Consider the following 13,845-nt stretch of genomic DNA (forward strand, 5'->3'; position numbering starts at 1 on the left):
CAAAAATTTTTATTTTAATCGTTTGAATTTTACCTTAGTAAAGGAGTATTATCAATGTGTTAATCACTTATTAAAAAATTGTGATAAACATATCGCCAGCCAAAATAAAGGTAGTAGCGAATCACTGTAACTTAAAATTACGATTAACCTTGCTCATCTTAATAAAGTTTATGAAATATAAATTATAAACAAAGCTTTACTTACTTATTAATGAAATTTTTAAAAAAAGATGTAAGAGATTAAAAAAATAAAAATAATTTTGCACATAACCAACTTATATTATAATACCGCTCCCATCAAATTTATAACCTATCATTCACAAGCTTTAAAAAAAGCTTTTCCGAACTCTTTAAACGCACCATCCTCTATTGCTCTACAGATTCTGTGAATTTTCCTAAAAGCTCATCTTGCAATTTTTACATATAAAGTTCTTTATATTTTCCCTGATTTTAGAGCTCCAGTCTATTATAAGTATATTAGGATTTATGGTTTTTAAATGCTCGTTTATTCTAAATAAATGTACACCTAAATCATTTTCTACAGCTTGCTTAAGATATAAGCGTATAGCAAGTAGAAGATATGTTGCTCCTGAATGCCTATTAAGATTAATTTGCCCACTATATAGATTATACGGGTATTCTTTTAACATAAATCTTCTTATTTCAAGCATAAGGCTATCATTTGTTGTAATCGTTTTTATATTTTCTAAGAATTTATTTATTCTATCTAGGCCTGATTTAGAGTGTCTATGGAATAACCCTCTATTTCCTTGTTGTTTATACGCAGTCATATAAGCGTTTATGGCTTCTGTTAAATAAGTTTTAAAATTTTTCTTAACAATGATGTCGTTTCTGTTAAATAAAGGTCCTGGGTCATGTAACCATGCATTAGTCCAATCCCATGACCTATCATCGTATCTACACTGTAAATTCCTTCCGCTCCATGGATCATGAAAAATTACATTATTTCCTATAATCCCCTTTACCAAAACTACATGTTTCCATTCGTGTACAACAGCAAATGGTCCCTCCTTATCAAGAAGCTCATATATACCATTTTTACTTTCACCATAATCTCTAATGTCCCAATGTTGTATATTAAAACCAAACTTCTTTTTAATTTCTACTAAAAAATTATTATCGTTATGAATATATGGTATACCTTTGTTAGTATAAAATTGATAAATATTTGCATTATATGGAGAATGCTCTATACACTTTGCTAATTCACTTTTGTCTAGCTCATCATATCGTTTAAAAAACAAAAGCATCATATAAAAAGAAGAAATAGAGCACAAGTTTATTTTATTCTGGTAAATAAAAGGAACTTCGTAACAAATATCTTGCTTTTCATAGTCATTAACATATTTGTCAAATTCATAATTTCTATTTTTCTGGGTTTGAAATATTATATTTGTCATTTTTTTAAAGCTTTAAAAAATTTTTGTACCCCATAGTAATAAAGTCAATAACCTTCCATCGTCTACCTTACAATGCGGGGCTGTTGCAAACTAAAATTATATGTTTCTAATGACATATTAATAAATTGTGAATTGTTAACTTAGAGCTACCCGTATCAAACCAAGATATCTTAATTAAAATATAAAAAAAGTTAAAATAAATTCATTAAATACCATCTTTAACTAAAATATAATAATATAAAAAATTTTATATTATTATAATATAAAATTTAAAAAATACTAAAGCAACATCTTTATAGAGACTCTAAAGAAGGCAAATATTAATAAAACTAAACCCATCAAACACATAATTAATGACTAATTATTTATAATTTTCTAAAAACCCGTTTCTAAACTCTTCAAAACTGTCCTCTTCTATAGCTTTACGAATCTTTTTCATTAAACTTTGGTAAAAAGTTAGATTATGGATAGTATTTAATCTTGAGCCTAAAATCTCCTTAGTTTTATCAAGATGGTGCAAATAGCTCTTGCTAAAATTCTTACATGTATAGCAATCACAATTTGGATCCAATGCAGATGTGTCTTCTTTATATTTAGAGTTTCTAATCCTAATAATTCCTTCTGATGTGAAGATATGTCCATTTCTTGCATTACGTGAAGGCATTACACAATCAAACATATCCACACCTCTATATACTGCTTCGACCAAATCTTTTGGAGTTCCAACTCCCATTAGATATCTAGGCTTATCCTCTGGCATTTTACAAGCAATATGGTCTAATATTCTTATCATGTCCTCTTTAGGTTCACCAACAGATAAACCACCTATAGCGTATCCGTCAAAGTCAATTTCTGTAAGTTTTTCTAAAGACTCATCTCGCAAATGCTCATACATGCCACCCTGAATAATACCGAATAATGCTGATGAGTTATCTCCATGAGCATCTTTGGATCTTTTTGCCCACCTCATAGAAAGTTCCATAGACTCTTTAGCTTCTTTTTCAGTTGCTGGATATGGTGTACATTCATCAAAACACATAACAATATCAGAGCCTAAATCCTTTTGAACTTGCATTGATATTTCAGGAGATAAAAAAACTTTTGAGCCGTTAACAGGCGAACTAAATGTTACCCCATCTTCTGTAAGTTTACGTAATTTGCCTAAACTAAAGACCTGAAACCCGCCAGAATCTGTCAAAATAGGCTTATCCCATCCTATAAAATCATGTAAGTCCCCATGTTTTTTAATGATATCAGTACCTGGACGTAGCCAAAGATGAAAAGTATTACCTAAGATAATATCAGCACCCATTTCCTTAAGCTCTACTGGTGATAATGATTTCACTGCACCATAAGTACCTACAGGCATAAAAGCAGGTGTTTGGATTTCTCCACGAGGGAAAGTTATTTTTCCTCTTCTTGCTTTACCTTGTTTTTTAGAGATCTCGAATTTCATTACTGTCATAAAACTTAATCCTTAAGATAGATATATACTTTTATAAATATAATTTTTTAGCTACTAATCCTATAAAAATAATATCAACAAAGCAATAAAAATAGTTGTTTTAGCTATTGCCTAGATAATATTATCTTTTATAATATATTGAAGATTTTAAAACTTTTAACGGTGGTATATGAATTTATTAAATTTTGGTTTGCTAATATTTGCTTATTTATTAGGCTCTATTAATAGTGCTATTATTGTATGTTATGTATTTCGCCTACCCTCACCAAGAAGTGTTGGTTCAGGAAATCCAGGCACAACAAATGTTTTACGTGTAGGCGGTAAGCTACCAGCAACTATAACACTTATTTTTGATATACTCAAAGGTTTAATACCCATACTAGTTGCAAAAATGCTAACTAATAATGAATTTATTATCGCTTGTACTGCTTTATATGCGATATTAGGACATGTTTTCCCAATATTTTTTGGCTTTAAAGGAGGTAAAGGTGTTGCTACATTAATAGGTGCGTTGTTTGGTTTTTACTGGGTATTAGGTATTATATTTATAGTGTCTTGGTTATGTGTAGCTATAATCACACGCTACTCTTCTTTATCAGCTTTAGTAGCAACTATGATAGCTAGTGTTTCTGTAACATTTTTAGCAAATCTAAAGGTCGCAGCTCCTTTTTTAATAATAGCGATAATTATAATTATAAAACATAAAGGAAATATCCAAAGATTAATAAATGGGCAAGAAAGCAAAATAGGCGACAAGACAAAGGTTAAAAAATGATAGAGATAAAAAATCTTAAAAAAGAATATATAACCAACAATATTAACAATCTGGTCCTTGATAACATAAACCTTGAAATCCAAGAAGGTGAAATATTTGGCATAATAGGTCATAGTGGTGCTGGCAAAAGTTCTTTACTTAGATGTTTAAATCTTTTAGAACAGCCTTCTGATGGTTCAATATTTATTGCTGAGGAAAATATTACAAAAAAGACTCCTAAACAGTTACGTGAATTTCGCAAGAAAGTTGCTATGATTTTTCAACATTTTAATCTACTTTCTTCGAGAAATGTATTTGAAAACATAGCTTTGCCATTAGAAATACAAGGTATACCAAAATCTGAAATAAAAAAAAGAGTACATGAGTTACTAGACTTAGTTGAGTTACCTAACAAAGCTTTAGCATATCCCAAAGAATTAAGTGGTGGTCAAAAGCAAAAAGTGGCTATTGCCAGAGCATTAGCTCTTAATCCATTAGTTTTGCTTTCAGATGAAGCTACATCTGCATTAGATCCAACATCTACTAAACAAATTTTAGCTCTACTTAAAAGACTAAATAAAGAACTAGATCTAACAATAGTACTTATAACTCATGAAATGGATGTGGTAAGGAAAGTTTGTGATAGAGTTGCAATTATTGATAAAGGTCAAATTGCTGAAATAGGTAAAACTTTAGACATATTTTTAAATCCTCAAACTGAAGTAACAAAATCATTCGTTGAAACTAGTATTCATACAAAAATACCAGAATTTATTGCAAAGAGACTTTATGATAACCCTTATAGTTACGAAAATACTTACCCTCTCGTTCAACTAACTTTTTATGGGGAAAAAGGCAAAATGCCTATAATTGCTGAAATATCACGTCAGTTTAATGCTAGCGCAAGCATCATCCAAGCGAACATTGAGACTATCCAAGACCAAATTGTTGGTATAGCAATTTGCCATATTACTGGCGAAAGACAAGACTGGGAAAATGCTTTGCGCTTCCTAACAAATCAAGATGTTAATTTAAAGGTATTAGGTTATGCACCAGCAGACAATATTTAATTTCCAAGAACTTAGCTTAATAGCTCAATCGACATGGGAAACTATCTTTATGGTATTTATTGCTACACTTGTAGCAGTAATAGGTGGGATAATCTTAGGTATATTACTGTATACCACCCAAGAAAGTAAAAACATTCTGGTAAAAAGTTTTAATAAAATTTTTAGCGTCGTTATAAATATTACTAGAAGTATTCCGTATATTATTTTATTAATTTTACTTTATCCTCTAACTAGGCTTATAGTAGGCACAACTATCGGTACTACTGCTTCTATAGTTCCACTAGCAATTGCTGCCTTACCATTTTATGCTCGCTTAACGGAATCGGCTCTACGTGAAGTTGACCATGGTCTTATAGAAGCAGCAAAGGCTATGGGAGCTACTAGAATACAAATAATTTCCAAAGTCTTACTTCCTGAGTCAAAAGCACTTCTTATAGATGCAGCTACTTTAACATGTATATCACTAATTGGTTTTTCAGCTATGGCTGGTATAGTTGGTGGTGGCGGTTTAGGTGATTTGACTTACTTCAAAGGCTATAACTATGGGGATTATACTTTGCTACTTGGTGGTGTAGTGATGCTAGTTATTCTAGTGCAGCTAACTCAATCTTTTGGTAACTATTTAGTTTCTGCTAGAAAACTAACAGCTTTATGGTTAGTAACTATTATTTTAGTAGTAGTCAGTGGATTACAACTATATCAAAATTTTGTAGTTTCTAACCAGTCAAATGAAATCACGGTTGGTTATATCACTAGTCCCCCTCAAGATAAGATTATGGAGCTAAGTAAAAAGATTGCTAAAGAAAAATATAACCTTAATGTTAAATTAGTCACATTTGGAGATTACAACATTCCAAATAGAGCACTAAATGATGGTGAGATTCAAGCAAATGTATTTCAACATATACCTTTCTTGGAAAATCAAATCAAAAAATTTGGTTACAAAATTACTTATATTGGTAAGACATTTTTGTACCCTATGGGAGTATTTTCTAAGAAATATAAAAACTTTGATCAATTACCTAATGGTGCTACAGTTGCTATTCCAAATGACCCTACTAACCAAGGAAGAGCGCTTATGATTCTTCAAGATGCTGGTTTGATAACGCTCGAAGATGGTATTACTTGGCAGGCTACTCCTAGTAATATAACTAGTAATCCTAAAAAACTAAAAATAATACCTCTACAAGCTGACCAAATTCCTAATAATTTAGGTGATGTAGATATAGGGGTTGTAAACAATGACTATATTCCCAAAGCAGGATTGACTCTAAAAGATGCTCTTTTTGTAGAACCTAAAGACTCACCTTTTGCAAATATAATTGCTGTTCAAGACAGTCAAAAAGACAATCCAAATTTAGAAGAATATGTCAAATCTTTAAATAATGATCAAATATTACAATTAGTTCAAGAACTTTATCCTAATGATGCTGCTATAGCTGCTTGGTAATGCTTATAATTTTTCAAATTAAATACTTATTCTTTTTTTACTCTTAAATGTATAAAATATTTAACTATGAAAATATATTAAAGGGTAAGTATGCAACACTCAGAAGGTTTTATAAAGCTAGTAAACGAGGCAAAATCAAAAATTAAAGAATGTACAGTAGATGATATCTACCAAATGTACATATCCGACTCCCTTGATGGTTTGCTAATTGATACTAGAGAAGAATCTGAATTTGCTAATGGATACATTCCAAATTCTATACATATTAGTAAAGGTTTAATAGAATGTAGAATCGAACAACTAATACCAAATAAAAACCTAAAAATGTATTTTTATTGTGGTGGTGGCTTTAGATCCGCACTAGTTGCAGAACTTTTGCAAAGTATGGGTTATAAAAATGTAATATCTGTTGATGGTGGTTGGAGAGCTTGGAATGCTAAAAACTATCCTATTACAACACCGGAAAACTTTAAGCCTATTGAGTATATCAAACTTATAAATAACGCAAAGTCAAATATAGAAGAAATATCTGCTACTGCCTTATACAATATGTATAAAGATAAATCGCTTGACGGAGTTGTCATTGACGTTAGAGAAGATTCAGAATTTTCCCAATTTCATATTCCCGGTGCTACACACCTTAGTAAAGGTCAAATAGAAGTCAAGATCGAAAATTTAATCCCTAATAAAGACCAAAAAATCTATTTATATTGTGGTAGCGGTTATCGTTCGGCACTAGCTGCTTTTAACCTACAAAAGATGGGGTATACTACTGTTGTGTCAGTTAATGGTGGTATTCAAGATTGGGTAAATAATAATTATCCGATTACACAAGAAGGATAATTAGTAAAATGTTTAGAATAGGTCATGGCTACGATGTACATAAGTTTACTGATCAAAAGCAAAACATAATAATTGGTGGTGTGGAAATCCCATATCACCTCGGTCTTGAAGCTCATTCAGATGGCGATGTTTTAATTCACGCTCTTTGTGATGCTATATTAGGTGCTTTAGGTCTTGGTGATATTGGTAGACATTTCCCTGATACTGATAATAAATATAAAAATACCGATAGTAAATTTTTTTTATCAGAAATTAAAAAAATGCTTGATGCCAAAAATTATCAAATTGGCAATATAGATTGTACAATAATTGCTCAAACTCCTAAAATGCTTCCTTATATTGAAAAAATGAAAATATGCTTAGCTCAAATACTTAGTATTGAAACTAATCAGCTAAATATAAAAGCAACAACTACTGAAAAACTTGGATTCATAGGTAGGAAAGAAGGAATTGCTACGCATGTAGTATGTTTAATTCATTATCTATTTTGAGGATAGGTTATAGGCATACTGGTAAAATTATTTATATAGGTTTAATCAATATTTCCTTCAAAGCTGGTTCAAATAGTCAAATGGAATAAAGTTTGTCTGGCAACGTAATGCTCCTCCCCTATAACTAATGTGTTTTACTGTATCTTCAGCAGATTTACCGTTTACTTTTAAGTAAACAACCTCTATATTTTGTTTCTTCAACAATTTAGTAAAGTATGCTTTATGATTATTACATGGACTATCTATCGTGAGATAAAACTTTTTATTACCATGAGTACATAAATCTATACCATTAATGAACGTTGAAATAGCTTCTTGTCCTAGGGCATATTTGGGGTTAAGTTCTACTATTTCACCATTTTCACCAACACCTTGGTAAGTTTTATGCAATATTCCAGCGTATTTTATAGTCTTGAATTTACAAGATCTTAGTATAGCGTCTATATATTTTATTACCAATTCTCGCTGCAAGGCATCTCTAGCAAATTTAGCAACTTGATCCTTCTTATTTATATCTGAAGAAATTTCATCTATGTTATTTAATACCTCATTGAAGCTATGAATTAAGAATGTAGAATCACCCATATATGATATTTGCAAATCTAAGTGATATGCCCACTGAGGAAGACATATAACATTATCAGTTTTAAAAATTTTCTTATACCTTTCTAGCTCAACATGACATTTTGATAGTATATCTCTATTAGATAAGTTACTTGGATCAGACATAGTCCCATATTTTATATTTCTAAAGTCTGATTCATTAAGTAAGACGTTGACACCTATAAAATAATACTTAACATCTTCACAATTTATTGCCTCAAAAAGGTTACCTCCTTCTAATGGTCTAATAGTGTCTTTTTTTAAATCTTGTTTAATAAGATTCTGTAAATCTCTTTTACTACTATGTTGAGCCATAAAATCATGATTATCATAAAAATTATGATTCATAGATAAGAATTTATTTGTAATAAGGTATGCATCTTGTAAGTTTCTAAATTGATTTTGCGTATAATTTTTTTTACTATTTACATTACATGGAAGATTATTTTGCTGTTTTTTAACGTTAATCTCTTGTTTAGTTCTAATATATATTTTTTCTTTGCCAACAAAAAAAGTATCTCGTAGCCATTCATTTCCTTTTTTTAATACTTTATAGTGTATTTTTTGTTGTTCTAAAAATGGCACTAAATCGTCATAGAAATCACAATTCTCCCTAAAGATTAACGTTTTTCCAAAATTTGAACTAGAATTTTTTAAAGGTAAACTATTGTAATTAATAGAGAATATAGTGTTAAAAGCTGGTTCAATAACGGTTTGGTAATATGCTCCATCTGTATTTTTATTTTTTATCCAATGCTCAAAGGTTGGATTTAGATTCACATTAACTAACGAGTATCCTAAATTAAATAAACTATGCTCATTAATAATCCTTAGACACATTTCATGGTATGAACTACAATTTTCCACAAATATTTTTAATTCATTAGCTCTATTTTTATGATTTTTATAAAACCTGTTAAGATAATTATCTATACAGCCGACTATAAAATTTTTTATTTCTTGTAGTTCCATATTTTATATATCGTTTAAGCTCTAAACTTAATAAAATATTACATTTTAAAACTTTCTTTTTATATATAGTTATTTTAACACAGAGTATTAGTTTTTAATAACCATGAATCCTACAATTATTACAGCCTGAACTTAATCCTTTGTACAATAATTCCCTAAATAATTAGCTACACTTTCAAGCTCTGCTTGGCAACAAAATATTCCGATATCATTGTCATCAAGCTTATCTAAAATATATTTAACCCCCTCAAGTTCACCATGTGATATATAAGTATTTGCAACATTAAAACCTTTTTTTTGCAGATCTTCACGTATTGCCAATGGTAATTCAAAGGGCTTTGCTCCTCTTAAGTATTTATCAGTTTCTTTAATTACTATAAAATCCACATCATACTTTAATATAACATCATTTATGGAGGATATTAGATTCTTTCTATCACCAGTGGTTCCCATCATAAGATACCTTTTACCACCTTTATTATATGCTTGCTGCATCATTGAAAGTAACGCTTCCACACCAGCTTCGTTATGAGCATAATCAAGCACAACCACTTTATTATCCCATTCAAAAATGTTTGCTCTACCTCTATTAACATTTTGGTCGTTCTTATAGCTTTTTAATGCGGCTGCAATAGTTTCTAAACTAACCTTAAGTTTAAATGCTAATGCTATTGATACCATAGCATTTTCAATATTATGCTTTGCAAAACCCCTTACTGTTAAAGGCGCATCTACTACTTTTAGAATCTCAGTTTTTGTATTTTTATCTAACCATTTAAATTTGCCATCTTCTACGATACAAGCATAATCTGATTTAGATAAATAGTAACTCATATCATGAGCTTCAGGATTTTGAGTAACAACTATTTTATTACACTTTATCAAGTCAAACCTTTCTTTCATGTAGGAATTGTCAAGGTTAATAATTGCATGGGAATTTTTTCCCATAGCTCTAAAGACTATAGATTTTGCTTCAGCTAATTCAGCTACTGTTTCTATACCATCTTCACCAAGGTGATCAGCAGAAACATTAGTAACAGCTGCAGCATCAACAAATGTTTCTATCAAACCTCTTTTTAACAAACCTCCTCTAGCAGACTCTAACAAAGCAACTTCAACTTTTTTGTTAGTAAGTACAAACTGGTGCCCTGTAGGACCAGAGTAATCACCTTCATCTATTAACTCATCGTTAACTTTAACCCAATCTGTAGATGTATAGCCTGTAACCTTACCAGCGAACCTACAAATATAATCTGTAAGGCGTACGGTGGTAGTCTTACCATTAGTACCTGTAACTATAACTGCTGGGATATCATAAACATTTTGCCAAGGAATCAAAGAGACATCATCATGTTCTAGATCAAACTCATAACAACCAGAACCAGAACCTACAAATGCTTTATTTTTATCTCTAAAAGCATTAAATCCCTTAGACTTAGCTAGTTCGTACAATTTACGATAAGTTAAGTTTTTATCCTCATTTATTAATGGTAAAAGAATTTCTTTGGCAGCTTCTAAAGTCTTAAAGCTTCCTTTTTCGATATATTCTCTCACAGATAGCCAAATAAAGTCTATAACGTCACATGCTGGCATTGTAATATCAACAGGTGCTGTTATAGCTAGCCTAATACCATTGTTAAAAAATTTATGTACTATTTTAATTTCTTCCCACCCTAAAGCTGGCAAGATTCTATTTGCTTCTTCATAAAAAAGCTTTGTTAATTTTTCTTTATCTTCAGTTAATGGCACATCTAAAACTGTTCCTGTTTCTTTAAAAAACAAGTTAGGCCCAACTAATCTACGTGAATAGCCTTCTGGAATCATTGTAGTATACTCTCCCTAAACAAAAAACAATTTTAATCACTATCTTCATTATGATAAACAACTCGCACGCCACTTTCATCTGTTATGATACCTGCTTTTATTACATCTGATAACTCCTTAGATAAACTAGGATCTTGAGCTATCATAGAAGCAGAAAAAGACTCTTGCTTTTTAGATTTAGTTTCTTCAGCAAATTCATCTTTTTTATTGAAGTATATAATTTGCTTCCATGTCCTTTTTAATTTATCTGCAAATATTGCCACCAAATCCCCTTCTTTAGCAATAAAAAGGGCTCTATCTACAGCTTCTTGTTCATTTTCTATTGTCTCGATATTATTAACTGAAACACCAGCTTCTATTAGTGCTTGTTTTAACATATTTGGCACTTCAGCTGGGTTTCTACCTCGTAGATTATCATCACGCTTACAGATAAAATAATCATAGAAAGGTGCTGCAACTTTAGCTATTTCATAAATATCTTCATCTCGTCTATCACCTGGTGATGCTAAAACACATATTTTTTTACCAGTAAAATCCATATTTGCAACCATATGACTAACTAGTTTTATAGCCGCTGGATTATGAGCATAATCCATTAAAACTTTAAAAGGATGTTCTTCAAACCAATTCATGCGCCCAGGATTTTGATAAAACGTTGTAACAAAAGTTCTTAAACCATCTCTAATATCATCTAAGCTCATACCCATGCTATAAGCTATAGCTATAGCAAACATAGAGTTTTGAACATTATGAATAGCCTTCCCTTCGATAGTAGCTGGAATTAGATGCGTCCATAATACAGGTATATGAATATGATTATCAAAGATCGTAATCATATCACCATTAACTCCTTTTTCAATAATACATGCTTTACCACCAGCTCTAATATGTTGTTTAACCAAAGCATGCTCAGGATTGATTGTTACATAAAAAATGTTTTTTGCAGTTACTTTAGCAGACATTTTTAAAACATGTGGATCGTCAGCATTTAATACCGCGACATCTTTTGCTGCTTCAACAACTACACTTTTCACTTTAGCAAGATCTTCTAGAGTATTTACACCTTTAAGGCCCAAGTGATCGGAAGCAACGTTTAGGCATGCTCCAATATTACAATAATCATATCCCAAACCACTTCTTAGGATCCCTCCTCTTGCAGTTTCTAGAATAGCTATTTCCACAGAGGGATCCTTTAGTACCATTTGGGCAGATACTGGACCTGTAGTATCTCCAGCAACCGTAAGCTTACCATTTATATACACCCCATCAGTCGTAGTAAGACCAACAACCTTACCGGCATTTTTCCACATATGTGCAACCATACGAGAAGTTGTAGTTTTACCGTTAGTACCAGTAATAGCTGCTATAGGAATACGTGCATTACCCAACTCTTTTGGAAATAGCATATCAATCACAGCACCAGCAACATCTCTAGGTTTTCCTTCACTAGGTGCCACATGCATTCTAAAGCCTGGAGCTGCGTTTACTTCACAGATTGCACCACCTATTTCATGGTAAGATTGGGTTATATCATCTATCAAAAAGTCAACTCCACCCACATCTAAACCAACTGCTTTGATAGCTCTTTCAGCCATATTCCTATTATCAGGATGTACTATATCTGTAACATCAATAGCTGTCCCACCTGTAGAAAGATTAGCTGTAGAGCGTAAGTAAAACATTTCCCCATCGTTTAAAACAGTATTTTTAGTATATCCTGCTGCTTTCATCAAAGTATTTGCTTGATAGTCTAATTCTAAACGAGTTAAAACTTTCTCATGACCTACACCTCTACGTGGGTCTTGGTTAACTATATCAACAAGCTCTTCTATCGTGTGTTTACCATCACCAATTACATGTCCAGGTACTCTTTTTGCTACAGCAACTAGTTTTCCATTAACAACAAGCATTCTATGGTCAAAACCTGTAGCATATTGCTCTATTAACACATACCTTGAGATTCTACTCGCCTCCACAAAAGCTTCCTTAATCTGCTCAAATGTAGTTAAATTAATCGAAATCCCTCTACCATGGTTCCCATCTAAAGGTTTAACAACTAAAGGAAACCCTAAATGCTTTGCTGCACTAATTGCTCCCTCTTCTGTGCGTACCATTCTTTGCTTTGGTACTGGCAAACCTAAGCCTGACAAAACTTTGTTGGTTTGCTCTTTATTACATGACATTTCCACTGCAATGTGTGTAGTCTGGCTTGTAATAGTTGCTTGAATTCTTTGCTGGTGTTTACCATAACCAAACTGAACTAGAGAATGCTCGTTTAATCGAATATACGGTATATCTCTTTTCTTAGCAGCTTCAACAAGTGATCCTGTACTTGGACCAAACTCTTTACTTTGAGCGAATTTTATAAATTTAACTTTTTCCTCTTCAAAATCAAATTCTTCTTTCTTAAACCCAACTTCTTGTTTAAGATTTTCTGGCAATAAAGAAAGCAAAAGATCCTTTGCTAACTCCATAGCACATAAGCCAACGTCTTTTTGCTTATACTCATATACCATACTATAGTGACCTTTTTTACCAGTAGATCTTGTGCGTCCAAAAGTTACTTCACTTCCCGCCATACTCTGGAGCTCTAGGATCACATGTTCCCACACATGTCCCATCCAAGTACCTTCATCCTCTCTAAGTCTACGGATAAACCCTCCTTCAGTACGGTAAGAACAACCGTGCTTGGCAAGCCCAGGCAAACTGTTAACTAAACTATTAATAAACTCTTTACCTATTTTAGCAGAAGGCCAATTTTCTAGAATCCCCAACTCAATTTCATGCCTTATAACAGGAAAATTTGCGTAAATGTTAGGTCCAACATAAACGTTTGTAGATAGTATATTCATCTTAATTATTCCTTAGAGTTACATATATATGCTCTAAAAACATATATTTTTATATCTTTGGCTACATTTATATCATAAAATAAAATAAAAATAATTAAAAT

The 13,845-nt window shown here is 31.6% G+C and carries 10 protein-coding genes; 5 read left to right on the plus strand and 5 right to left on the minus strand.

Features of this window, described 5'->3' with window-relative positions; all coding sequences use genetic code 11:
* Positions 1–394: 394 nt before the first annotated feature.
* Positions 395–1,420, minus strand: a complete 1,026-nt coding sequence (locus E3E15_RS04930) for a C39 family peptidase (RefSeq protein ID WP_172106814.1) — start codon at positions 1,418–1,420, stop codon at positions 395–397.
* 361 nt (positions 1,421–1,781) lie between these two features.
* On the minus strand, positions 1,782–2,885 hold the full coding sequence (gene tgt, locus E3E15_RS04935; protein WP_172106815.1) for a tRNA guanosine(34) transglycosylase Tgt: 1,104 nt from the start codon (positions 2,883–2,885) through the stop codon (positions 1,782–1,784).
* Positions 2,886–3,054: 169 nt separating this feature from the next.
* Between tgt and plsY the strand changes: the two genes are divergently transcribed.
* From plsY to ispF, 5 genes are all read left to right on the plus strand, one after another.
* A complete protein-coding gene (gene plsY, locus E3E15_RS04940) occupies positions 3,055–3,660 on the plus strand; it encodes a glycerol-3-phosphate 1-O-acyltransferase PlsY (RefSeq protein ID WP_035719522.1) in 606 nt (201 codons plus the stop codon).
* Complete coding sequence (locus E3E15_RS04945) at positions 3,657–4,709, plus strand: methionine ABC transporter ATP-binding protein (protein WP_172106816.1); 1,053 nt, start codon at positions 3,657–3,659, stop codon at positions 4,707–4,709. Before plsY ends, E3E15_RS04945 begins: the two co-directional genes overlap by 4 nt.
* Entirely contained in the window at positions 4,687–6,159 is a 1,473-nt protein-coding gene (locus tag E3E15_RS04950) for a MetQ/NlpA family ABC transporter substrate-binding protein (protein WP_172106817.1), read from the plus strand. The genes E3E15_RS04945 and E3E15_RS04950 overlap by 23 nt, the downstream gene beginning before the upstream one ends.
* A 90-nt stretch (positions 6,160–6,249) precedes the next feature.
* A complete protein-coding gene (locus E3E15_RS04955; RefSeq protein ID WP_172106818.1) occupies positions 6,250–7,002 on the plus strand; it encodes a rhodanese-like domain-containing protein in 753 nt (250 codons plus the stop codon).
* A gap of 8 nt (positions 7,003–7,010) precedes the next feature.
* Positions 7,011–7,493, plus strand: coding sequence for a 2-C-methyl-D-erythritol 2,4-cyclodiphosphate synthase (ispF, locus tag E3E15_RS04960; RefSeq protein ID WP_172106819.1), 483 nt, complete (start codon positions 7,011–7,013; stop codon positions 7,491–7,493).
* A gap of 57 nt (positions 7,494–7,550) precedes the next feature.
* On the opposite strand, the gene E3E15_RS04965 is transcribed toward ispF, so the two are convergent.
* From E3E15_RS04965 to cphA, 3 genes are all read right to left on the minus strand, one after another.
* Positions 7,551–9,068, minus strand: coding sequence for a hypothetical protein (locus tag E3E15_RS04965; RefSeq protein WP_172106820.1), 1,518 nt, complete (start codon positions 9,066–9,068; stop codon positions 7,551–7,553).
* Between the two features lie 132 nt (positions 9,069–9,200).
* Positions 9,201–10,892 (minus strand): Mur ligase family protein, encoded by a 1,692-nt coding sequence (locus tag E3E15_RS04970; RefSeq protein WP_172106821.1) that lies wholly within the window; start codon positions 10,890–10,892, stop codon positions 9,201–9,203.
* A 32-nt stretch (positions 10,893–10,924) separates the two neighbouring features.
* Positions 10,925–13,744, minus strand: coding sequence for a cyanophycin synthetase (gene cphA / locus E3E15_RS04975; RefSeq protein ID WP_172106822.1), 2,820 nt, complete (start codon positions 13,742–13,744; stop codon positions 10,925–10,927).
* Positions 13,745–13,845 lie beyond the last annotated feature (101 nt).

Source organism: Allofrancisella frigidaquae, from assembly GCF_012222825.1.
Classification (GTDB): Bacteria; Pseudomonadota; Gammaproteobacteria; order Francisellales; family Francisellaceae; genus Francisella; species Francisella frigidaquae.